This is a genomic window from Nitrospira sp. Kam-Ns4a, from assembly GCF_965152595.1.
In genome coordinates, this window is sequence record NZ_OZ224218.1 from 3634660 (window position 1) to 3656537 (window position 21878).

General features: G+C 66.4%; 20 protein-coding genes and 2 pseudogenes. 6 read left to right on the forward strand and 16 right to left on the reverse strand.

What is annotated here, in order from left to right; genetic code table 11:
- Positions 1–73 precede the first annotated feature (73 nt).
- Positions 74–3349: an efflux RND transporter permease subunit gene (locus tag ACWHYQ_RS18125; RefSeq protein WP_447973502.1), complete on the forward strand. Its 3276-nt coding sequence runs from the start codon at positions 74–76 to the stop codon at positions 3347–3349.
- Between the two features lie 9 nt (positions 3350–3358).
- On the opposite strand, the gene ACWHYQ_RS18130 is transcribed toward ACWHYQ_RS18125, so the two are convergent.
- Together ACWHYQ_RS18130 and ACWHYQ_RS18135 are read right to left on the reverse strand one after the other, a co-directional pair.
- Complete coding sequence (locus tag ACWHYQ_RS18130) at positions 3359–3691, reverse strand: SCP2 sterol-binding domain-containing protein (protein WP_447973503.1); 333 nt, start codon at positions 3689–3691, stop codon at positions 3359–3361.
- Positions 3692–3776: 85 nt separating this feature from the next.
- Positions 3777–4337, reverse strand: coding sequence for a Slp family lipoprotein (locus ACWHYQ_RS18135; RefSeq protein ID WP_447973504.1), 561 nt, complete (start codon positions 4335–4337; stop codon positions 3777–3779).
- 126 nt (positions 4338–4463) lie between these two features.
- Between ACWHYQ_RS18135 and ACWHYQ_RS18140 the strand changes: the two genes are divergently transcribed.
- A complete protein-coding gene (locus ACWHYQ_RS18140; RefSeq protein ID WP_447973505.1) occupies positions 4464–4649 on the forward strand; it encodes a hypothetical protein in 186 nt (61 codons plus the stop codon).
- 509 nt (positions 4650–5158) lie between these two features.
- On the opposite strand, the gene ACWHYQ_RS18145 is transcribed toward ACWHYQ_RS18140, so the two are convergent.
- The gene (locus tag ACWHYQ_RS18145; protein WP_447973506.1) at positions 5159–6496 is read right to left on the reverse strand and encodes a reverse transcriptase domain-containing protein; all 1338 of its coding nucleotides are present in this window, start codon (positions 6494–6496) and stop codon (positions 5159–5161) included.
- A 707-nt stretch (positions 6497–7203) separates the two neighbouring features.
- Here ACWHYQ_RS18145 and ACWHYQ_RS18150 point away from each other — a divergent pair.
- Positions 7204–7473 (forward strand): ribbon-helix-helix domain-containing protein, encoded by a 270-nt coding sequence (locus tag ACWHYQ_RS18150; RefSeq protein ID WP_447973507.1) that lies wholly within the window; start codon positions 7204–7206, stop codon positions 7471–7473.
- 1164 nt (positions 7474–8637) lie between these two features.
- Here the strand turns inward: ACWHYQ_RS18150 and ACWHYQ_RS18155 are convergent.
- The 5 genes and pseudogenes from ACWHYQ_RS18155 to ACWHYQ_RS18175 form a co-directional block, all read right to left on the reverse strand.
- Positions 8638–9678 carry an IS630 family transposase gene (locus ACWHYQ_RS18155; RefSeq protein WP_447972380.1) on the reverse strand — a complete coding sequence of 347 codons (1041 nt, stop codon included), beginning with the start codon at positions 9676–9678 and terminating at the stop codon, positions 8638–8640.
- 50 nt (positions 9679–9728) lie between these two features.
- Entirely contained in the window at positions 9729–10565 is an 837-nt protein-coding gene (locus tag ACWHYQ_RS18160) for an IS110 family transposase (protein ID WP_447973508.1), read from the reverse strand.
- 140 nt (positions 10566–10705) lie between these two features.
- Positions 10706–11765: pseudogene (locus ACWHYQ_RS18165) on the reverse strand (IS5 family transposase); the annotation flags it as partial.
- 152 nt (positions 11766–11917) lie between these two features.
- Positions 11918–12100, reverse strand: a pseudogene (locus ACWHYQ_RS18170) (transposase); the annotation flags it as partial.
- Between the two features lie 9 nt (positions 12101–12109).
- Entirely contained in the window at positions 12110–12835 is a 726-nt protein-coding gene (locus ACWHYQ_RS18175) for a winged helix-turn-helix domain-containing protein (RefSeq protein WP_447973509.1), read from the reverse strand.
- Positions 12836–13076: 241 nt separating this feature from the next.
- Here ACWHYQ_RS18175 and ACWHYQ_RS18180 point away from each other — a divergent pair, with 241 nt between their 5' ends.
- Entirely contained in the window at positions 13077–13319 is a 243-nt protein-coding gene (locus ACWHYQ_RS18180) for a type II toxin-antitoxin system VapC family toxin (protein ID WP_447973510.1), read from the forward strand.
- Positions 13320–13344: 25 nt separating this feature from the next.
- Here ACWHYQ_RS18180 and ACWHYQ_RS18185 read toward each other — a convergent pair whose 3' ends face one another.
- The 8 genes from ACWHYQ_RS18185 to ACWHYQ_RS18220 form a co-directional block, all read right to left on the reverse strand.
- The gene (locus ACWHYQ_RS18185) at positions 13345–14751 is read right to left on the reverse strand and encodes a tetratricopeptide repeat protein (protein ID WP_447973511.1); all 1407 of its coding nucleotides are present in this window, start codon (positions 14749–14751) and stop codon (positions 13345–13347) included.
- 300 nt (positions 14752–15051) lie between these two features.
- Entirely contained in the window at positions 15052–16167 is a 1116-nt protein-coding gene (locus tag ACWHYQ_RS18190) for a DUF2914 domain-containing protein (RefSeq protein ID WP_447973512.1), read from the reverse strand.
- The gene (locus ACWHYQ_RS18195) at positions 16164–17225 is read right to left on the reverse strand and encodes a hypothetical protein (RefSeq protein WP_447973513.1); all 1062 of its coding nucleotides are present in this window, start codon (positions 17223–17225) and stop codon (positions 16164–16166) included. Before ACWHYQ_RS18195 ends, ACWHYQ_RS18190 begins: the two co-directional genes overlap by 4 nt.
- Before the next feature lie 51 nt (positions 17226–17276).
- On the reverse strand, positions 17277–17918 hold the full coding sequence (locus ACWHYQ_RS18200; protein WP_447973514.1) for a YajG family lipoprotein: 642 nt from the start codon (positions 17916–17918) through the stop codon (positions 17277–17279).
- A 118-nt stretch (positions 17919–18036) separates the two neighbouring features.
- Complete coding sequence (locus ACWHYQ_RS18205; protein WP_447973515.1) at positions 18037–18648, reverse strand: hypothetical protein; 612 nt, start codon at positions 18646–18648, stop codon at positions 18037–18039.
- Complete coding sequence (locus ACWHYQ_RS18210; protein ID WP_447973516.1) at positions 18645–19019, reverse strand: hypothetical protein; 375 nt, start codon at positions 19017–19019, stop codon at positions 18645–18647. Before ACWHYQ_RS18210 ends, ACWHYQ_RS18205 begins: the two co-directional genes overlap by 4 nt.
- Before the next feature lie 54 nt (positions 19020–19073).
- A complete protein-coding gene (locus ACWHYQ_RS18215) occupies positions 19074–19343 on the reverse strand; it encodes a hypothetical protein (RefSeq protein ID WP_447973517.1) in 270 nt (89 codons plus the stop codon).
- Between the two features lie 86 nt (positions 19344–19429).
- Positions 19430–19696, reverse strand: a complete 267-nt coding sequence (locus ACWHYQ_RS18220) for a hypothetical protein (protein WP_447973518.1) — start codon at positions 19694–19696, stop codon at positions 19430–19432.
- 155 nt (positions 19697–19851) lie between these two features.
- Between ACWHYQ_RS18220 and ACWHYQ_RS18225 the strand changes: the two genes are divergently transcribed.
- Complete coding sequence (locus tag ACWHYQ_RS18225) at positions 19852–20742, forward strand: polyprenyl synthetase family protein (protein WP_447973519.1); 891 nt, start codon at positions 19852–19854, stop codon at positions 20740–20742.
- A gap of 139 nt (positions 20743–20881) precedes the next feature.
- On the forward strand, positions 20882–21868 hold the full coding sequence (gene hpnA / locus ACWHYQ_RS18230; protein ID WP_447973520.1) for a hopanoid-associated sugar epimerase: 987 nt from the start codon (positions 20882–20884) through the stop codon (positions 21866–21868).
- Positions 21869–21878 lie beyond the last annotated feature (10 nt).

A 21878-nucleotide genomic window follows, 5' to 3' on the forward strand; every position in this document is an offset into this window, starting at 1 on the left:
GCCTTGAACATCCTTCCTTCGGCACCCGTCACCCGTCGTGTATCACCTGTCACGCATCACACGTCACGTCCTTATGTGGCTGACGTCCCTCGCGCTCAGAAACCGGATCGGCATCCTGATGCTGTCGCTCGCGATGGTGGTACTCGGCGCCACCTCGCTGGACCGGCTGCCGGTGGACCTCTTTCCGAACATCCAGGTGCCGGTCGTCTTCGTCGGGGTGATCTACAAGGGGGCGCCGCCCGAGGACATCGAAAAGAGCGTCGTCTACCCGATCGAGAAGGCGGTCAGTTCCGCCTCCAACGTCGAGCACGTCGAGTCCTTCTCCAAGCATGGGATCGGCGCCGTCCAGGTCTGGTTCAACTGGGGCGCGGACATTAACGTCGGCCAGATGGAGGTGATGCAGCGCATCACCCAGATCCTGAACCAGTTGCCGCCCGGTGTCCTGCAACCCTTCGTCGTCAAGTTCGACGTGTCGAACATCCCGGTCGCATTCGTGACGGTCTCGGGGGGTGATCTCGATGAGCGGGCGCTCTACGACCTGGCCTTCAACACGATCGCGCCCCAGATCGAACAGCTCCCCAACGTGGCGGCGGCCACCGTCGAGGGCGGGAAGGTACGCCAGATCAACATCAACCTGGACCCGGCGCTGCTCCACGCCCGCGGCCTCTCGATCCTGGACGTGGTGAAGGCGGTGAAGGCGGCCAACCTGATCCTCCCCTCCGGCGACCTCAAGGCCGGCAACCTAGACTACAACGTCTTCACGAACAACCAGTTCAAGGCCGTCGAGCCGATCAACGACGTCATCGTCAAGGTGGACGCGCAAGGGATTCCTGTCCGGGTGCGCGACCTCGGCACGGTGACGGACTCCTCGGACATCCAGACGAACATCGTCCGCACCGACGGGCGCCGGTCGGTGTACCTGCGGGTCAACAAGCAGCCAACCGCGAACACCGTCGAGGTGGTGGATGCGCTCCGGCGAGCGCTCCCGAACATGATCGGCGTCCCGCCCGGCGTAAAGCTCGGGATCTCCTTCGACCAGTCCCTCTACATCCGGATGGCGATCCGGAACCTGATGGAGCAGGCGCTCCACGGCTCCTTGCTGGCCGCCGCGGTCATCCTGGTCTTCCTCCGCAACTTCACCAGCACGCTGATCATCTCGGTCGCGATCCCGCTCTCGATCCTGGTCACGTTCATCGTGCTCTACTTCACCGGCCAGACGCTCAACATCTTCACCCTGGGCGGCCTGGCGCTTGGCGTCGGCCGGCTCGTGGACGACTCCATCGTCGAGCTGGAGAACATCCAGCGGCACCTGAACGAGAGCCACCGCCGCTGGGAGGAAGTGCGGGAGGAGGCCAGCGCGCTGGCCCCGGGCGCCGCCCTGCAGCTCGCGGTGCCGACCAAGTGGGAGGCACTGCTCGAAGCGGCGCGCGAGGTCGCCATGCCGATCTTCGCCTCCACGGTGACCACCGTCGTCGTGTTCCTCCCGATCTTCTTCGTGGTGGGGATCGCGAAGCTGCTCCTGATCCCGCTGGCCTATACGATCGCGATCGCGCTGTTCACCTCATTCTTCGTCTCCCGCACCGTCACCCCGGCCCTCTGCTTTAAGTTCCTGAAGCCCGAGCCGGAAGCCCGGCGCACGCTCCCGGCCTGGTGGCTGCGCCTCATGGACTGGAGCCGCGGCCTATACGAGCGCCTGGACAACCGCTACCAGCAGGCGTTGGTCTGGGCGCTGTCCCACAAGCGCGTCCTGATCGGCTCGATCGTCGGCCTCTTCGTCGCCTCGCTCGCGCTGATTCCCTTCATCGGCACGGAGTTCATCCCGGTTACCGACGAGAGTCAGTTCCGGATCATCGTGCGCGCGCCGGTGGGCCAGCGGGTGGAAAAGACCGAGCAGCAGGTCGCCGAGATCGAGCGGGTGCTCCGGGAGACGATCCGCCCCGAAGAACTGGACACGATCGTCTCCAGCACGGGCGTGCTCGCGCAGGGGCGCTCCTCGCTGTTCAATCCGAACACGGGGCCGCACACCTCGCTCGTCCAGGTCTACCTGGTCCCACCGGACCGGCGCCGGCGCAGCCAGATCGAGATCATGAACGAGGTGCGCCCCAAGGTGCTCAAGCTCTTCCCCGGCGTCGCGATGTACTTCGATCCAGGGGGAATCGTGAAGCGGGTGACGAGCTTCGGTTCCCAGAAGGCCGTGGACGTCGAGATCTACGGCTATGAGATGGAGAAGGCGCGGACGGTCATTCGGCAGGTGGAGGCCGCCATGCACCAGGTCGAGGGGATCGCGGATATCGAGGTGAGCCGCGAGGAAAACTACCCGGAGTTGGACATCACAGTGGATCGGGAGAAGGCCGCGCTGCTCGGGATCAGCGAGCAGGACGTGGCGAGCGCGGTCCTCTACTCGCTGAACGGGAACGGGCAGACCGACCCCATCATCTACACGGACCCAGAGACGGGCAACGAGTACTACATCAGCGCCTGGCTCGCCGAGCCGTACCGGAAAGACCTCTCGGACCTCGAGCAGATCATCCTCACGAGCCGGACGGGTGAGCCCGTGCTACTCAAGAACCTGGCGACGATCTCGTTCAACGCGGGCCCCGTCAAGATCGACCGCAAGTACTTCCAGCGGGTCGTCCACATCACCGCCAACCCCGTGGACCGGGACTTGGGCTCGATCGCCGAAGAGCTGGAGGCGCGGTTCAAGGAGGTCCATCTCCCACCCGGGTTCAGCATCCGGCTGGCGGGACAGATCCAGCAGCAGCGCGAGACGTTCGAGGGACTGATCTTCGCCAGCATCCTGGCGCTCCTGCTCGTCTACATGGTCATGGCAGCGCAGTTCAAGTCGCTCGTGGACCCCTTCATCATCATGTTCTCGGTGCCGATGGGACTGCCGGGGGTGATCCTGATGCTGTTCCTGACCAAGACCACGCTGTCCACCACCTCGTTCATGGGCGTGATCATGACGCTCGGCATCGTGGTCTCGAATGGCGTGCTGCTTGTGGACTACACGAACGTGCTCCGCCGGCGGGGGAAACCGCTGCGCGAAGCCGTGGTGCTCGCGGCGCGGACGCGGCTCCGGCCGATCCTCATGACCTCGCTCGCGACGATCTTCGGGCTGGCCCCAATGGCGCTGGGCTGGGGAGTCGGCGGCGAGACGAACGCGCCGCTGGCGCGCGCCGTCATTGGCGGGCTGAGCGTCTCGACCGCGCTGACGCTCTTCCTGATCCCCACGCTCTATCTGATCCTGGAGGAACGGTTCCCGCGGCGGTCTGATCCGGAGATGAGCGGAGGCCGGGAGCAGAGCTGGACCGAAGAGACGCGGCCGGCGGCGAGTCCAGCCCCTGCGTAACCGGGGAGGCTACCCCACTGAGGGAAACAACGCCTTCAACTGAAGCGCCAGCCCGAGGTCGCCTTCGACCCGCAGCCGGCCGGCTAGGAAGACCGACGGCCCGTCCAGCCGGCCGCTGAGCACCCCTAGGCAATCCTCGCCTGACATCGAGAACACGACGTGCGGCTCGGGATGCACCCCCTCTCGCACCAAGCACGCGCCGTCCTGGACGATGACGTGATACCGGCCGCCCTGCGGGCCGGTCAGGTTGAACTGGAAGACCGCATCCAACCCAGCGGCGGCCCCCGGATCGAGCTTGCTCGGCAGACCACGGAAGAATTCGTGGACGGGGCTCGTGCTCATAGGGCAGCAGTTTAGCGGACCGGCTCTGCCGGAAGCAAGCAGACCATGCCGGCGGAGGGAATTCCCTCGTTCAGGAGCGTGCGCGTCACGGTGCCCGAGGGACGCAATAGGTCTCTTCCTGGAGCGGATAGTAGCCGTCGGCGATATTGGGGAAGTCCGCGATCGCGTAGGTCCCCGTCTTCCAGACGTGCAGGCAACGCGCGCGCAGATACGGCACGGGCTTCCGGATGTCGCCGAGCGTAATCGTCTGGGTCCCTTTCATCTCGCCGATCAGCGTAAACTTGTTCCCCCGCTGCAAGCCGGCCGCATCAACCGGTCCCTGATACAGGATCACGAACGACCCGGTGGACTTGGCTTCGTCGGCCGGCCGTGGAACGGCGCCATGGGTGAGCGGAAGTTCCTGGGCCATAATCAGAAGCCCCTCGTCCGTCTTGGTGATCCGGAGCATCTGGCCGCCGACTTGGACGACCTTGCCGGTGAGATACGTGTCGGCTTCCGGATTGAAGATACCGAATTGCGCCTGCGGGTCAAAGCCTTCCAAGGCCTCGGGTGGAAAGAGGGGAGCCGGCGCGCAGGACGCCAGACAGCAAGCCGCCGCCGCGGCGCCGGTGAAGACTGGTCCCTTCACCCGCACTCCTTGCTCCATGGGAATGAGTCGCCACGCCCCCGCTGGATACCGGCTCTGCCCGGGATTGTACGCGCAATTCAGGCCAGACACCAGCCGTCGCCCGTCTCGTTGACAATCAAAGGAACGCTCGGGGACAATGCCTCCATGAGTGAGCAGTCGCAGCCCAAGTCCGAGCCGGCCGGCGTTGCGCCCGAGGCCATCCCCGACCGCCTCTGCACCTGGTGCAAGGTGCCGATGCTGAAGCGGCTCGTCGGCGCCGGCGCCTACATCCACTACACCTGCCCGAGATGCATCTTCCAGCACGCGACAAAACGGGAGAAGAAAGACTAGACGTCTTTTCACCCCCCGTCCACTCCTTCGACAAGCTCAGGGCGAATGGAGAGTCCCTCGAAAACAGTGGCATGCTGCCGCTCGTACTGAGCCAGTTGAAGCCCGATCAAGGGTTTTGAAATGGCTTCGAGCCTGCAGCCCAGACGCGCAGGCTCGACCGCCCTAACCTGCATTATTCATGAACGCTTCTGCTGCAACCGCAGATTCGCGGCTGCGACAAGCCTGCGTGCGAATTTCAAGCACGCAGGCGGGCGGGCTCGCCGCTCAGTCAGTCAACGTGCTGCAGGGAGCACGCCTCCTTCCTTCGCGGCTCCACGCGCCCGTCTCGCCAGGCGACCCCGCGATTTCGCGACGAACCGCCAGTAGAGTCGAACATGGGCGCTGGCCTGGAGCCGCTCTCGATGGTGTCGATGCACGCATCTACCGCCAACCACAGCGGTCAGGAGTTTCCCCCATCCGCTCATCGAACCGGACGTGCGGTTTTCCCGCATCCGGCTCTCGGACGAGCGTCACACCACAGCATGCACAGGCGACCCCAGGTGCACCCGCCGCAGCCGGAGGACGCCCCACTCGCCGAAGATCATATCGGACGAGCAGCGCCGCGTGCCGCGTGTCGGAACCTTGTGTCGTCGCCGCAAGAAGTGCCGCACCCGCGTTGCGCCAGACCGATCCACCGCCCGATACGCCATCAGACGCGTCCCATAGGAGAAAGAGGCCGCCCAACCCCGCAACACGCTGTTGAGTTCGGCTCGTACTGGCTCCCAGGGGAGCTGATTGCCCGAGCCTAGGATCTGTCGGATGCGCCTCTTGATCCCTTGCACCGCCCTCTTGGCCGGGGCTGCTCCCAGATACCAGTGGCCGTCTTTGCGATAGGGCTGCGGCCCGAAGGTATAGCCCAGGCACGTGAACGGCTCACGCCGCCCATTGCACAGGCGCGTCTTCTGCTCGTTCAACGTCAACCCCATCGGCTGGAACCACTGCCGGGGCTGCGCCAGGACTTCGGCGGCCCCCTGCCGACACAGCACCACGACGTCGTCGGCAGAGTTGACCAGTCGTGCCCCGTAGCGCCGGTCCAGTCCGGCGTGGCGGAACGCTTGCAGGTAGCGGTTCATGTAGAGGTTCGCGAGCAACGGCGGCACCCGCTTGGCGGGTACCCGCCCGCCTTGCGGGATGCCCCGCGTCGCCCGCTTGCCTCCCGGGTACCGCCATCCGTCGCGCCCCGTCCGCTCGGCCACCGGCGCTTTCAGCCACCGCTTCAGCAGCCGGAGCAGTTTCCGATCGCTGATCCGGCGTGCCAACGCCTGCATCAAGGCCGCGTGCGGGATCGTGTCGAAGTCCTGCGACACATCCGCATCGACCACCTGCGTCTGCCCGGCACACAGCGCCCGGTGGACGGTTGCCACCGCCGCGCGCGCCGTGCGCCCCGGACGATAGCCATAGGCCGTGGGTTCCATGTCCGCCTCAAAGATCGGGGGCAGGATCAGCAGGACGGCCGTCTGCCCCACCCGATCCCGAATCGTCGGAATCCCGAGTGGCCGCTCCCCGCCGGCGGGTTTGGGAATCCGCACCCGTCGCACGGGCTGCGGGCGGTCGGTCTCCGTCCGCAGGGCCTCCTGCACGGCGGCCAGCCATCGCTCCCGTCCCGCTGCCTCAATGGCCTCGAACGTCTCTCCATCCACGCCCGACGCTCCGTCGCGTTGTTTCGCGAGGGCGTAGGCATGGGCCAAGATGTCCGCCCGATAGACCTTGTCGTACAGCAGGGAGAAGCGATAGGTCGGCGCCTGCTTGGCTTTGGTGCCCAGTGCCTCTTGGAGTCGCCGGATCGTACGTGGAGTTGCCAGGCTCACGCCAATCTCCTGATCCTTCTCTCGGTGAGGCACGCCTCGAACCAGGGCTCCTTCCCTCCTCGGCGGTTGTGTTGTCCGCCGAGTGCCATCGGTCCGATGAGCCCCTCCGACTTCCCGCCCGGCTCCACCCTCGTGATGGAGCGAGGCCTGCGCGGCCCCGCCGAGCGGGATCTCCCGTGTTGCCCTGTGTGCTGTGCCGACGTGCCACGCCCACTACCCCGGCGAGGAAGTCTGGGCTCATCGGTCGGGTGCTCCTCCAGACTCCAACGGCCTTCCCGGTTATTCAGGCCGGTCGGCCCTCGCGACTGCACGTTCGAGGCCTGCTCAGGCTTCACCCGTGTTGCGGCCCGTCGGCTCGCTGACCCACCCACGGTGGGCCTCTGTCCCGAGGGCTTCAGTCGGTCAGTGACCCTTGCGACTGCCTTGGTAGCTACTGGGGTGTCCCGACAACTCCCCAGACAGGACTTGCACCTGTGAGACACACAGCGCCTTTTCACGGCGCACTGAATAATGCAGGCTAAGTGTCACCACCCGTTGTTCCCGGTTGCAACGGCTGAATCGCGATTGCGACGCAGCCTTGGTTGGCCCGGTCTGTGGAGGGCAGGTTGGCGCGGTTCCAGAACGTCGCTCCCTCCACCACCTGACCACTGGCTGCTCGAGGGTATGAATCTGGTTACACTGCGCGCGCCCATCGTCGTGGAGCAACGATGCCGAGACCCTCAACCAAAGTGGCCGTGAGCCTTCCCAGCGAACTGTTCAGAGCCGTCGAGCGAGCCAGGAAGAAAAGCGGGAAGAGCCGCAGCGCCGTTCTACAGGCGACCATCCGTCACTGGCTGAAGCAGCAGGAACAGGCCGTGCTGATCAGGGACTACGAGGCGGGCTACCGTGGAAACCGGAAAGCCGTCAAGAGATCAAGGCGGCTGAGGTTGCGGCGGTTCGATTGCTGTCGGCCGCGGAGTGGTGATACGCCATGGTGAGGTGTGGTGGGCCGACCTGCCTACGCCTGCGGGACGGCGGCCGGAGGAAGCCCTGCGCTTTGCCTGGGGGTTTCCGGCATAACGCAGCGACCAAGTTTATGACCCTCTACCTGGCAAAGGGAGAGTGACATGGCCAGGGTGACGTGGCCACCATCGTGGAGGCCCATCCGGCCGGCCCGGCCGCGAACCGCTGACCGACAAGGAAGTGTTTCACGTTCGGCGACTGGATGAAGTACCGGCCTGAGCGAGCTTCTTGCGCGATGGCGCCTACATCCATCACACCTGCCCCCGCGCGAGGCGTTTGGCGTCCAGGAGCGCGAGCCGCTTGGCGCCACCGCGGGATCGTGGTCGGCTAGCAACGAGCCGGTGGCGGTGATGGCGCGGACCTCTCCCTGGGCGGGCGCCGCGGCAAGCACGTTTCGTTCGGTTGGCCCGGTGTGCCGCATAATCGGACAGGGGCATGGTCCGGCCCGCCTTGACGTCGCGGAGGCCAGCTTGGATTTTCTTCCGAAGTTTGGGGCTCTAGGCAGCAGAACGTCTTCAAGATCGTCCTCTGTGACCGGACCCAGCATCGCTGTCGGCCGGCCATGGATCGTCACCAGCACCGCGTCGCCGTTTTCAACCGTCCGCATAAGATGATGAAGACTAGCAGGGTGTTGAAAAACTGACATGCACGGTCTCAATTCCCCCTCACAGTTGAGGCGGCGGCGGATTTCCCCTGCTCCCATGAACGCCCTGTGTGAGTCCAGCGTCTATCTCTCCTGCCCTTTCCTTGGCAGACTCGTCAGCTTATTCTTCCTTCAGGGTGGTCAACCATGCTCCCATTGGTGCCGCGTGCAAGGTGGCACACATGATGGCATGCGATTGAGGTTCCAGGCCCCTTATTCTCCCCAAGGGGTGCGTCTCACCCGCAGGTGGACCACCAGCAGGATAATCAAGCAGTCTGGAACCAGACAGCCGAGAGGGCCTCTGCTGAGAGAGGACCCGAAAGACAATTGTTGCGAGCCGGCGCGCCGTGGCTACCTTGGCTGGGTTCGGCCCCTTCCGTGACTTGATGCGCTCGTAATAGGCGCGAAAGGCAGGGTCAGTCCGGATGGCCGGCCACACCGCTTCCACGAGGGCCCAGCGCAGATATTACCGGGAGCGCAAAATACTTGACGCCTTTCACTCAGCCGCATAGCGGACCGCAGGGTGATGGAAGAAGGATTGCACCACGGCCGGCATGCGCTGGGTGCTGCGAAGATAGCGACGGACGTTGACCGCCAGCTCATCTGCGTCCTGGGGCGGCCGACGGCCCAGCGCGTTGGTCTTGACGTCTTGGTTCAGATATTCGTCGGGATTCAGTTCCGGGCTGTAGGGTGGCAGGAAGAACAGACGCAGCCGATCGCGGTGACGGTGGAGCCACCGCTGGGTGACAGCCGCGGTATGCACGGGATGCCCATCCACAATCAGAAAGACCGGATGCCTCACGTGCCGGAGCAAGCGGTGGCAGAATCGGAGGAAGACTCGTGCGGTGAAGCGATGCCGGAACACCATAAAGTACAACCGGCCGCGATTGGTGATGGCCGAGATCATGTTGCAGCGAAAGCGCCGACCGGGGCCACGGATCACCGGGGTCTGGCCGCGCTTGCCCCAACTGGTCCCCGCCTGATGATCCGAGCGCAGCCCCATCTCATCACCCCAGTAGATCTGGGCCCCCGCGCGCTTGGCCGCTGCCCGAATTCGGGGGTACTCGACCTCCAGCCAGCGTCGCACCGCCTTCGGGTCCCGCTCGTAGGCCCGTCGCAGCGGCTTCTGCGGGGTGAAGCCCCAGGCCCGCAGGTAGCGACCGACGGTCCAGACCGACAGCCGAAGCCCGTACCGGCGCGCGATCAGCTCGCCGACCGCTTCGCGGGTCCACAAGTAGAACGGCAAGTGCATCTGCTCCGGACAGCAGTGGGTCAAGGTGCGGACGACCTGGGCCGCTTGCCAGCCCTTGAGCTGGCCGCCGCGCGGTCGGCCCCGGGGTCGCGCTTTCAGCGGGTGCCGGCCCCCCCGCGCATGGCGCTTCAACCAGGTGTACAGGGCTTGCCGACTGATGCCCAAGAGCCGACAGACTTCGGCCTTGGAGCGCCCCTGCTGCTTGACAGCGGCCACGGCCTTCTCGCGCAAGACTTCTTGAGCTTCGGGCGACAGGTGCCGCGCATCCCGGGTTCGAGCACGCATGGCCACGTGATAACCATCGCCCGTCGAATGTCAAGTATTTCATGCTCCGATTAATATCGGTTTCCCTGCTTCGTGAGGCGGCCGTGGAAGGTGCGACCTCCCGAGGCATACGTGGACGGGACGAGGCCCATGTCGCTGAAGAGTTTCTTCTCATGCGCAAAGCGACTGATGGTGTCCACCTCGTACGCGATCAGCCCCGCAAAGAACTGGCCGATCCCGGGAATGGTCTTTAACAGGGTCACCCGGGCATCGCCCGCAGCCAGGCGTTCCACGAGGCGATCAGTGTGCTGGAGGTGAGCGTTCAGCTCGTCGAGCAGATGGAGGTCTTCACGGAGCACGTGGTCATCAGTGGGCTTCAGGGGAAGGTCGGTGAGCCAGGAGCGCCCAGCGCGACTGAACAGGTCCGGGCAGGGCTTCTGCGCCAGCCGTTCGGGATAGCGATCCAGGAGGACCTGGATTCGGTTCTTCACCATCGTGCGCAGCCGCACGAAGAACATGCGTTGACGAAGCATCGTCCGGCATTCCCGCGTGGTTGCCCCCGGGATATGCGCTGTGGGCAGGAGATTGGTGCTCAGTAAGTGCGCCAGGACGGTGGCGTCGATCTGATCGGTCTTGATCTTGGCCTCAGCAATCGCTTTGACTTTGAGAGGATGAGCCAGGTGCACATCATTCACCAGCTCCTCCAGCCAATCGTGCATGACGGTCCAATTGCGTGTCGCCTCCAAGACCGCGGACCGAGGGCCGTCGTCCGAAGCGTGCCCGAGAAACTGAGCGAGGGCCTCCTTCGAGTTGCCCACCCGCCCGTGTCGGACGATGCTTCCGCCTTCATTCATGACGGTCACATACGAGTACCGACGGTGATAATCCACCCCAATATACAAGCCCATGGCGTGCACCTCCTGGCTAGCCGTTTCCGACATTGTGACAGGATCGCACGGGGCGTTCATGCCATTCTCCCCATGGAGCCAGGTGGCCGACTCCTCATCGGCTGAGGCTCACGGACCATACCGCTTCACTCCTCTGGCGATCAGGTGACCGGCGCCAGCGGCTGCAGGCGACTGATGCGAAGCAGGTTGTAGGCGGCACCGACCAGCCACGCCGCATGCTGGGTCCGGGCGATGCCGCGGAAGCGCGTCTTGCGCAGGCCCCCGACGGTCTTCAGCCAGCCGAAGCTCGCCTCCACGCGTGTGCGGATCCGTTGACTCAGCGCGTCGCCCCGCGTGCGCGTCGTGCGGCCATCCAGCCCAGGCGTGTGCCGGTTCCGCACGCAGGCCACATGCGGCCGAATGTGTCGCCGCCGCAACCGGCGCACGAAGTCGCCGCAGGGGTCCCCGTTGTCCGCCCCGAGCGTGCGCGGGCGAATCCCACGACGCGCTTGGCGCCGGAGCATGACCAGGGCCATGTCCCGCTCCGCCGTGCCGGTGGCCGGGGCACTCGGCAGGTCCACACACAGCCCGTGGCGATGCTCCATGAGCATGGGGCCCGAGAAGCAGAGCTTCGCTTCCTGGCCGGCGCCTTTGCGGGCCAGGCGGCTTCCGGGTCCGTCGTGCTCTGATGGGTCGCATTGGTGCGGCGCTCGCCATGGAAGTCCACGGTGGGATTGCCCGGATCATCCGGGGGCGGGGCCGTGGCGCGGCGGCCTTGGGTTGCAGGCTCTTCAGCGACGCCCAGGCCTCGATCAGGGTGCCATCCACGGTGACGTGCTCATCCGACAGCAGCCCTGCTTGCTGGGCGTCCCCCACCACGGCCTCGAAGAAGCGCCAGGCGACGTCGTGCTGGAGCAGCCGCTCGCTGTTCTGGCTGAAGGTCCTGTGATCGAAGGCAGGCTCATCCAGACTCATGTCCAGAACCCAGCGGAACAGGAGGTTGTAGTCCAGCTCCTCACAGAAGAGCCGCCGGCCCCGGAGGGAGAACAAGGCGATCAGCAACTCGCCCTTCAGCAGCCGCTCCGGCGGAATCGACGGACGCCCCATCTGGCTATACATCTTGTCGAAGGTCGGCGACAAGAAAGCCAGGACCTGGTCCGCGAGGGTCTTGATGGCTCGCAACGGATGGGTCGCGGGAACCCGCGCTTCCGGAGAGACATATTACCAGGAGCGCAGAATACTTGACACCTCTCACTCAGCCGCATAGCGGACCGCAGGGTGGTGGAAGAAGGATGGCCCCACGGCCGGCAGTCGCTGGGTGCGGCGAAGATACCCACGGACGTTGGCCGCCAAGTCGTCCGCGTCCTGGGGGGCCGACGGCCCAGGGCGTTGGTGTTCACGTCCTGGTTCAAATCCTCGTCGGGGTTCAGTGCCGGGCTGGAGGGCGGCAGGAAGAAGAGGCGCAGCCGGTCGCAGGGGCGCTGGAGCCCCTGTTGGGTGACCGTCGCGATAGGCACGGGATGCCTCTCCACGATCAGAAAGACGGGATGCTTCACGTGCCGGAGTCAGCGACGGCCGCATGGCAGGCAGATCCGCGCCGGGAACCGCTGCGGAAACCCCATGCAGGACAGCCGCCCACGAGTGGTGAGAGCGGAGAGCCTGTGGCCGCGAAATCGCCGGCCGGGGCCACGGCTCACCGGGGGCTGGCCGCGCTGGCCCCACCTGGGCCCCGCCTGATGATCCGAGCGCAAGCCCATCTCGTCGCCCCACGAGAGCGGGGCCCCCGCGCGCTTGGCTGCTGCCCGCATCCGCGGGGACTCGACGGCCAGCCAGCGCCGCACCGCCTTGGGATCCCGCTCAGAGGCCTGCCGCAGCGGCTGCTGCGGGGTGAAGCCCCAGGCCCGCAGGGAGCGCCCAACGGTCCAGACCGACAGCCGAAGTCCGGAGCGGCGCGCGATCAGCTCACCCACCGCTTCGCGGGTCCACAAGGAGCACGGCAAGGGCCACGGCTCCGGGCAGCAGTGGGGCACGGGGCGAACGAGCTGGGCCGCTGGCCAGCCCTTGAGCCGGCCGCCACGCGGCCGGCCCCGGGGCCGCGCCTTCAAGGGATGCCGCCCCCCACGGGCGTGTCGCTTCAACCAGGTGGACCGAGCTTGCCGACTGATGCCGAAGAGCCGACAGACCTCGGCCTTGGAGCGCCCTTGCTGCTTAACGGCGGCGACCGCTTTCTCGCGCAAGACTTCTTGGGCTTCGGGCGACAGGTGCCGCGCATCGCGGACTCGTGCACGCATGCGCAATGGATCACCATCGCTGGTCATAAGTCAAGTATTTCATGCTCTGATTAATAGCTGAACAGGGCCTGCTAAGGGTTGAGCTCACCGCGCATAGGGCCGCCTCCTGGTTCAGGGGATGTTTGCACGGTGATAATACTTATCATGGTACGGTCAAGACCGTTCAACCGACTTTTTCAACATCCTGCTAGAAGCTCAGCAGCAAGAACCAGATCGTCATCCCAAAAGAAGCCATGAGGCGATGAGGAACTGCTTGAGCAGTTCTACGGCTTATCCGACACGTATCCATATCTGCTGGATCCCTGTGACGATCGAAGTCGCGGACCGCGCCGCTGAACTCCGCGCCCGCTACCGCCTTAGCACGCCAGATGCCGTTCACGTCGCCACAGCCATCAGCGGCGGGGCCACCGGCTTCATCGGTAATGACAAGGGAGTGAACAGGGGACGAGCAATCGGGTGCCTGGTGCTGGACGAGGTGCCGTAGGTGCCGGCTGACTGAGCCCTTGCCTTCAATGCGCGCCGTTTTTCCCGTTTTTCTCCTCAAACTGGCCGAGGACTTGGAGGATGGCCTTGGCACGCTCGACCCAATGGTGATTCGCCGGGGTGTCGGGGATCAGCTTGAGGTAGTTGCGGAAGGCCTGGGCTGCCTCGGCTGGCCGGTTCCTGGCCATGAACGCGACCCCGAGGTTGTAGTGAATCACGGCGTGGTCGGGCCGCAGCCGGAGCGCGGCGCGATATTCGCCGATCGCCCCGTCCACGTCGTGCTTCTCCTGGAGCGCCAGCCCCAGGTCCTCATGGACCTTCGCGTCGTCGGGCGTGAGACGAAGCGCCGCCTGGTACTCGCCGATCGCCCCGACCAAGTCGCCCTTGGCCTGCAGCACCCGGCCGAGGCCGTGGTGGATGGAGGCCGCCGCCGGCTCCTGGTGCAGGAGCACCCGATATTCTGCAATCGCCTGGTCCAGCTCGTGCTTTTCCTCCAGCGAACGGGCGAGCTGCAGGCGGGCGGTCGCCATGTCCGGGCGAAGTTGCAGGGCTGCCCGGAGTTCCTCGATCGCGCCGGCGAGGTCGCCGCGCTTGACCAGGAGAGTGGCGAGGTTGTACCGGGCGACCGCGTCTTTTGGCTCGAGCCGCACCGCGGCGCGGTACTCAGCCAGCGCGCCGTCCAGATCCCCCTTCTCCTGCAGGAGCAGCCCGAGGCTGTGGTGGGCCTCCGCCAGGTTCGGCTGGAGCTTGACCGCCTGCTGGAGCGCCGCGAGCGCGCCGGCGCGATCGCCTTTGGCTTGGAGCACCAGCCCGAGGTCGTAGTGGTGGGCCGCGTCGTCGGGCTTCAGCTTGACGGCCTGTTGGTACGCCACGACCGCGCCGGCGAGGTCGCCCTTGACACGCAAGGCGTTGCCGAGGCTGGCGTGCGCCGCCGGATCCTCCGGATAGAGGTGCGCAGCGGTCCTGAACGCGGCGATCGCCCCATCCAGGTCACCCTTGGCTTGCAGGGCCAGTCCCAGGTTGTGATGGAGGGCGGGGATATTGGGCTGGAGTTGGAGCGCCTTGCGGTATTCCCTGATCGCCCCGTCCAGGTCGCCCTTGCTCTGAAAGGCGAATCCCAGACCGTGGTGGGGAGCGACCATGTCGGGCCGCAACTGGATGGCCTGGCGATACTCCGCGATCGCCCCGTCGTAGTCACCCTTGGTTTGAAGCACCACGCCCCTGTTGTAGTGGGCGATGGCGTCGTCCGGCTGTGCATGGCCCGTCCGATGCACGGACGGATTGCTCATCACGCGGGGAGCGAAGGCGCCTACTCCCGCAGGACCGAACCAGGGCGCCACGCTCGCGGACGTCGTGGCCTGCGCCCAGCCCAGCAGCCCGTAGCCGCAGGCAACCAGCACGCTTCGCCGCAACAGAGGCCGATGAGTTGGCATCGCTTCCACCCATATGACTGCGATGATAACAGACTCACGTCCACCACCCCACCTAGCGCTGTTCCGATCAGAAGGTCTTCAGCAACTGGCACGGTCAGTTGTTCCGCCTCGCTCCGTCGCGATCGTCACCTCCTGTTCCAGATTGTCCCGCGAGCACGCCCCCTATCAGACGGTCTCGGCTGGTTCCCGTACCGACTGGAACCGGAGCTTGTGCCCCGGCGCGGTGTTGGGGCATTGCCGCCAAGCTCATATGGTCCTTCCTTTTGAAGGCGAAAGTCAAGGCATCCCGTGGCCCTCCCGTCAACGACTGATCCTCGCAAGCTCGGGGACGCCGTCCGGGGACTCGGAGACCGTGAACGTCACCCGGCCGATCAGCCGCCCGTCGGACGTTTCGACATCCACCCGCCAGTCGCCCGGCATCGCCCGCTGCTTGACCGAAAAGCCGCGATAGCCGTCCTCCCGGCCCCCCGAAATCGGGATCGCAATTCGATCCGTCGTCACAAACCGTCCGTCGCGCCCGGCCGACCGGTGCTGCCAGTGGTGGTAGATCGTCGTCTGCAGAGCGATGGGGGCGAACACGGCCGTGAAGCAATAGACCGGCGCGCCGGCCGGCAACCGATCGTCCGCGCGCTTCCAGAACCGGTACCAGGGCCCCCGCTCAAAGGTGAGCTCCCAGGTTCCGTCGGTGGCCCTGGCCACCTGACGGTAGGCGCCGCCGAACTTCAGCGAGAGCGGCACGGGCGGAATCCAGTTGAGAAAATAGAATCCCACCAGCACCATGACGACCGCGACGGCGGGGGCGCCGGCCAGCCACCGCTCGCGCCGTGGCCGGTGGGGCGCCTGGCAGTAGACGAGCTCGACGACTTTCAGCGCCACGCCCGCGCTCAGCAAGGCCCCGAGCAGAAAGACGCCCGTGTTCATGACGCCGGTCAGCACCGGCAGGAAATAGGTGAAGAAGCTCAGGCAGACGACGGCGTAGAGGGCGACCAGCAGCTTCAGGTTCGTCAGCCGGTCGTGGAGGAACTCGTTGCCGACGAGCAGCCCGACCAGGATGAAGAAGTACACAGCCGTGGAGCTCCACGAGGCGCTGTGCGAGTAGAAGACCGCGTAGGCGCTGAACAGCCCACCCAAGAGGAACTGGATGGCCATGGGGGCGAGCGGGCGCACGCGGGCGGCCAGATAGGACGCGCCTTCCTCGCGCGCCGGGTCGCCAGCGGCCCGGCGCGCGAGGTCGGCCTGGCCGGTCAGGATGATCAACAGACCAAGCAGGCTGAGGTATAGGAGTAGGATCAGGTTGTCCAGCAGCCGGTCAATCCGGGTCAGCGTGAGACTGTCATAGGTGACGCCAGCGAAGAAAAAGAGGACGGGCAAAACGGGCTTGGCGAGGGCGCTGCGGAGTCGGGCTGGCAGGTTCATGGGAACGGCGGTAGGGGCGCCTCACTCACCGGGAGGCCCAGTAGCGCCTCCAGCCACGACCCCATCCGGTCTTCCGGCAGCGGCGCGCGGTTGAGCCGGACCTCGACCTGGAATCCTCCCTCCTTGCCGACGATCCCGACGATCGCGGAGGTGTCCTCCCGCAGCGGCAGCACCCGCTGGGTCTGGAACTCGCACAGCATGGCGTAGACTCGACCGTCCGGCGCCACCGCCTCCAGCACGGCCGGGAGCTCGCTCAACCGGCAATGGGCGGAGCAGCGGCAGGCGAGGCGGGCGTTGGGCACGACGGCCTGGAAGTCTTCCAGCGCCGTTTCGGGGAAGCCGGTCAGGTAGGCCCGCACGGGGACGGCCTCCTCGCCGCACGTGGTGGCCAGCCGGCTGGCCGGTACCAGAAACTCGAACGCGTCGGACGAGTTGTACTCGAACTGGCAGGGGCCGAAGGCGTCGGGCCAGGAGCAGAACAGCGGCGCCGCCGGCTCCAGCGCCCGCAGCGTCAGGCTCCCCTTCTCAATCCGGGACTCGATCGGCAGCTCCAGCAGAGCGAGCGCGGCCCGGAACGCCGCGCCGCGCTCGGCGAGCCACTCCGCCCGCCGGCCGTCCCCGCGAGTCTCCCCCGGCGTGATCACCTCCGTGGTATGCAGCCTGACCCGGATGAACGAGTGGGCGTGGCGGAATCCCACCCAGAACTGGGCGCGCGGATAGTGGAGCTGCAGCGGGTCCGGAATCAGCCAGGGGTGACTGACCGAGCAATAGGTTCCCACACCCTGATACCGCTGGTACACCGTGTGGTAGCCGCCGGCGAGCAGGAAGAAGTCGCCCCGCCAGCCGTCCCGGAGATGGACGAACGTCACGTCTTCGGTCGGCCAGGGATCGAGGCGCTCGAGGTCCCCCGAGCCGGCGACCGACCACTCCTCGACGTAGCAGATCACATCCTTCGTCGGCGCCGCGGGGTCCAACCCCTGAGCCGCCAGTCGTTTTCCCAACGCCAGCACGGCGCCAAACTCCAGTTTGGCCGGGGACTCCCACCGCCGCTCACGCACCGCCCCCTCCATTCCTACATAGTGTTTATTGCTGCGCGCCGCGACCGCCGTTCACTTCAACCGGAGGGTCCGATTCTCGACCCTCATGTCCGCCGCCATCTTTTCCAGGTTTTCCCGCAGCGTCTCGTTGACCAGCCGTTGCACGTCCTCCTCCGTGAACCAGAACACCGTATCGGTCCGGCTGCCTTCCACCGTCACCCGGGTGCGGCTCTTGTCCGAGGCGTTGATCCCCTGGATCTCCATGTTCAGGGCGACTGTGAGCTTGGTTGAGAACGCGCGGCTCTTCACCGAGACGGCGAACTCGCGGATCTGGCCGGAGAGCGTCACCTCCGGGCTCACGTCGGCGCCGCCGGTCCCGAAGCCCGGGGACCGGACCTTCCAGCCCTTATGCGCCAGGAATTCCGCGAGCGTCCGCGTCACGGCCGTGCTGACTTTGCCGTCCGTCACGTCGAAGTACGTGACGCCCCCCCACAGATGGGTCCGGACTCCCAGCCGGTCCTTGTTCGGCCGCAAGTCCTGGAACTCTTCGATGGTCACCCGAAGCGCGTCTTCGTTCTGGAGCGGCGCGCCCGCACCCGCAGGAACCGAGTGCAGGTCCATGAGGACAACCTCTCCTGTCCCGGCACACCCGACCAGCGCCATCATCCAGACTGCAGTCACCAACCACCGCGTCCATCCCAGTACACCAAGCACGGAGACCTCCTGTTCGCGAGAGGGTGAGAGCGGAACGGGGCTCTGTGGCCGCGCCGCTGGCCGGAGTGTAGCGCAGCGCCGCGGAGCGCGTCTACCCGGTCGGCCGGTCAGGGCTTGATCACAGGAAGATCAGGGTGCGCAGGGTTTCCCGGCCCAGCTCCACCAGCCGCCCCTCGCGCACGGCGGGGTCGTCGGGCACCACGAACCGGGCCAGCTTGAAGAACCGCCGGCCGGAGAGGACCGCCGCCACCTCCGCCTTGCGATCGTGGGTCAGCGGGAGCGTGTACCCGTCGCCCCGCTTCCATTCCCACAGGGAAGGGCCCAGCGACAGGCAGACGTGGCGGCCAGCGACTTCATGGTACCGGTTGACCAGGTTCTGCTTATAGCGGAGCAGCCCCGCGCCCTCCAGGATGAGCGCGAACACGAAGTGGTGCCCCCACCAGAACAGGCTGCGGAACGTGAACTTGTCGTCCCCGACGAAGTGCTTGGGAAAGTCGAGATACTGGTACGGGCAATCCTCCAGGTGTTCCCCTTTGACGAGCTGGAACCGGCCAGGATCGAAACCAGGCGGAGTGAGCAGCTCGACGCCGGCCAGCTCGGCCCGGAAAGCCCCGTGCAGCTCCTCCAGCAGCCCGCGGACTTTGCCCATCACCCGGGCCTTGGCCCGGAAGAACTGCTCGTTGGCGATCAGGGCAAGCTCGTCTGAGGTAAAGGGGCCGAGCGGGGTCACGGTTGGTGCGTCTCAAAGAACGCGACGTCCAGATCGTAGAGCCGGCGGCACTCGGCACACCGCAATCCGACGAAGTCCCGGAGGACATCCATCTCGCGGACGCCGAGCGCGGTCTGGTGCGCAGTCGCACAGTGCGCAATCCAGTCCTCCGCCGCCCGCTCGACCGCAACCGGGGGCGTCCCCTCGTGCGGCGCGTGGGCCGCCGGAGAGCGGGACGCCAGAGCCCGCAGGGTCAGCCGGTGCTGGAGGTTACAGGAGGTGCAGGCGAGGATCAGCCGCTCGGGCAGCGCGAGCTTCTTGAGCACCAGGCACCGGGGATGCACGGAAAAGCACTGCTGGACGAAGGCCCCGCTCTTGAAGACCGGAGACATGCTTCGCTCGCGACACTGGTGCGCGGGCCCGCTTCCCGCGTGCGACGCCCCGCCTCAGCCCGCGAGCCGCGCCAGGGCCAGCAACGCGCAGACACCAGCCGTGTACGGAATCGCGCAGGAATAGAGGAGCGCCCTCAACGCACGGAGATCCGAGGACGTCGCGCACCGCCCCCGTTGCTCCCGATAGACGAACTCATAGGCGAGGACCAGCACGGTCAGGGTGAGGACGATGACGCGGCTGGTGCGCGGCCAGGTGTACTGTCCGCTGAGCAGAAAGTCGGCGGTGAAGAACCCGGCGAACAAGAGCACGAGCGGCGCGATCACGCACCGGACTGCCTCCGCGAACCAGACGTGCGCCCGCTCAGAGGAGCCCGCCTGGGCCCGACCTCCCTCTCCAGGGGCAGTTGGGGTCACGACTGGACCGCCAGTGAAGCCGCGCCAGCCGCCCCCGAGCGGGCCTGCTCCTCGCGGCAGACCTTGCAGACGCGCGGCCGCATCTTCAAGAATTTCACCGTGCCGCTCGCCAGACAGCTATAGTGGACGAACTGGTTGCAGACCGTGCAGCGCGACCAGCCGCCCCGGAAAAAGGTGATGTCCCGGGAGAGGCCCTTGGAGCAGACCCGACAGGTCCGGGGCTCGATGCCCAGCAGCAAGGGTTCCCATTCGCCGCCCGCCATCCGGATGCTCATGGCGGCGAGTATACCCAAGCAGACGGCCGGATTACAACGGGCGTGCAAAGGATCCGAGGCTGGACCGTTTGACAGGGTGCGAAGCCATTTGTTACTCTCTCCCGCGCGAGCCCCCGTACAACACCCGATTCTCCGGACCGCACGTGGATATCGCCAAGTATCTGGACCAGAAGCGCGAGGAGGTGGACCGCTTTCTCGACACGGTGATCCCCGACGCGACGACTCCCCCGGCCGAGCTGCATGAATCCATGCGTTACAGCCTGTTCGCAGGCGGGAAGCGCATCCGGCCGATCCTCGCCATCGCGGCCGCGGAGGCCGTGGGCACGGCCTCGCCCGCTATCCTGCCCGTCGCCTGCTCGCTGGAGCTGGTCCACACATATTCCTTGATCCACGACGACCTGCCCGCCATGGACGACGACGACTACCGGCGAGGCAAGCCCACAAACCACAAGGTCTACGGAGAGGCGCTGGCGATCCTGGCCGGGGACGCGCTGCTCACCCTGGCTTTCGACCTCTGCAGCCGGGCGGAATTGCGCGACGGCCTCGACCCCGCCCGGCAGGTCCAGATCATCCACGAGCTAGCGGTTGGCGCCGGCAACCTTGGCATGGTCGGCGGGCAGGTCCTCGACATCCAGGCGGAGAACCGGGACATTGACCTGGCGACGCTGCAGACGATCCACGTGCACAAGACCGGTATGCTCATCCGCGCCGCGGTCCGGATGGGGGCGCTCGCCGCCGCCGCGACGCCGCGCCAGCTCGACCAGCTCACCGCGTACGCGGAAGACGTCGGGCTCGCCTTCCAGATCGCCGACGACGTGCTCAACGTCACGGGGACGCGCGAGGAGCTGGGGAAAAACGCCAACACCGACGCGCAGCGGGGCAAGAAGACCTATCCGACCTTCTACGGGATCGAGGGGGCCCAGTCCCTGGCGGAAGAGCGCGCCACGCGGGCGATCAGCCATGTGGCGTCATTCGGGCCGCAGGCCGACCCGCTGCGGGAGTTGGCTCGCTACATCACGTCCCGGCGCAACTGAGCCGTGATGAGTGAACAGTGATGCGTGACGGGTGCAGGAAGGGAGCCGACCTCGACTCCAACCGAACTGGTCCGCCCCACGCGCCGATTGCCACTTCTCTGTCACCCATCACCCGTCGCCCATCACCCATCACCTGCTCATGAAGGTGCTCGTTACCGGCGCGACCGGATTCGTCGGGGCAGCGGTGGCGCGGGCGCTCGCCGCCGCCGGCAGCGACGTCCGCGTCCTCGTCCGCCGGGACAGCGATCTCCGGAACCTCGAGGGCCTCGCCGTCGAGCAGGTCCACGGTGATCTGCGGGACCGCGCGTCCCTGCGCAAAGCCCTCGCCGGCTGCCGCCAGCTCTACCATGTCGCCGCCCACTACGCACTCTGGGCCAGGGATCCCTCGGTCTTCTATGAGGTGAACGTCGCGGGCACCCGCACCCTGCTGGAGACCGCCGGCGAGGCGGGCATCGAGCGCATCGTCTATACGAGCACGATCGGCGCGATCGGGCTTCCGCCCGACGGCGGGCCCGGCACCGAGGAGACGCCCGTGTCGCTCGACCAGATGGCGGGCGACTACAAGCGCTCCAAGTATCTCGCCGAGCAGGAGGCGCTCGCGCGCGCCAAGGCCGGCCTGCCGGTCGTCATCGTCAACCCCAGCGCCCCCGTGGGCGAGCGGGACCGCAAGCCGACCCCGACCGGCCAGATGATCGTGGACTTCATGAAGGGCCGGATGTGGGCCTACATCGAGACGGGGATGAACCTCGTGGACGTGGACGACGTGGCGGTCGGCCACCTCCGGGCCATGGAGCGCGGCCGCATTGGCGAGCGCTACATCCTCGGGAACCGCAACCTCTCGCTTCGCGAGATCTTCGAGATCCTGAGCCGGCTCACCGGCGTCCCGGTGCCTCGGGTCAAGCTGCCGTGGCGGGCGATCCTCCCGCTCGCCCACCTCAACACCTGGCTCGCCGACCATGTGACCCACCAGCCGCCCCGGATCCCGCTGGAGGGCGTCCGCATGGCCAAGTACCGGATGCACTACGACTGCAGCAAGGCCGTCCGCGAGCTGGACCTGCCCCAGACCCCTGTCGAGGTCGCCTTGGAGAAGGCGGTCCGGTGGTTCCGGGACCACGGCTATGCCTGAGCGAACGTCG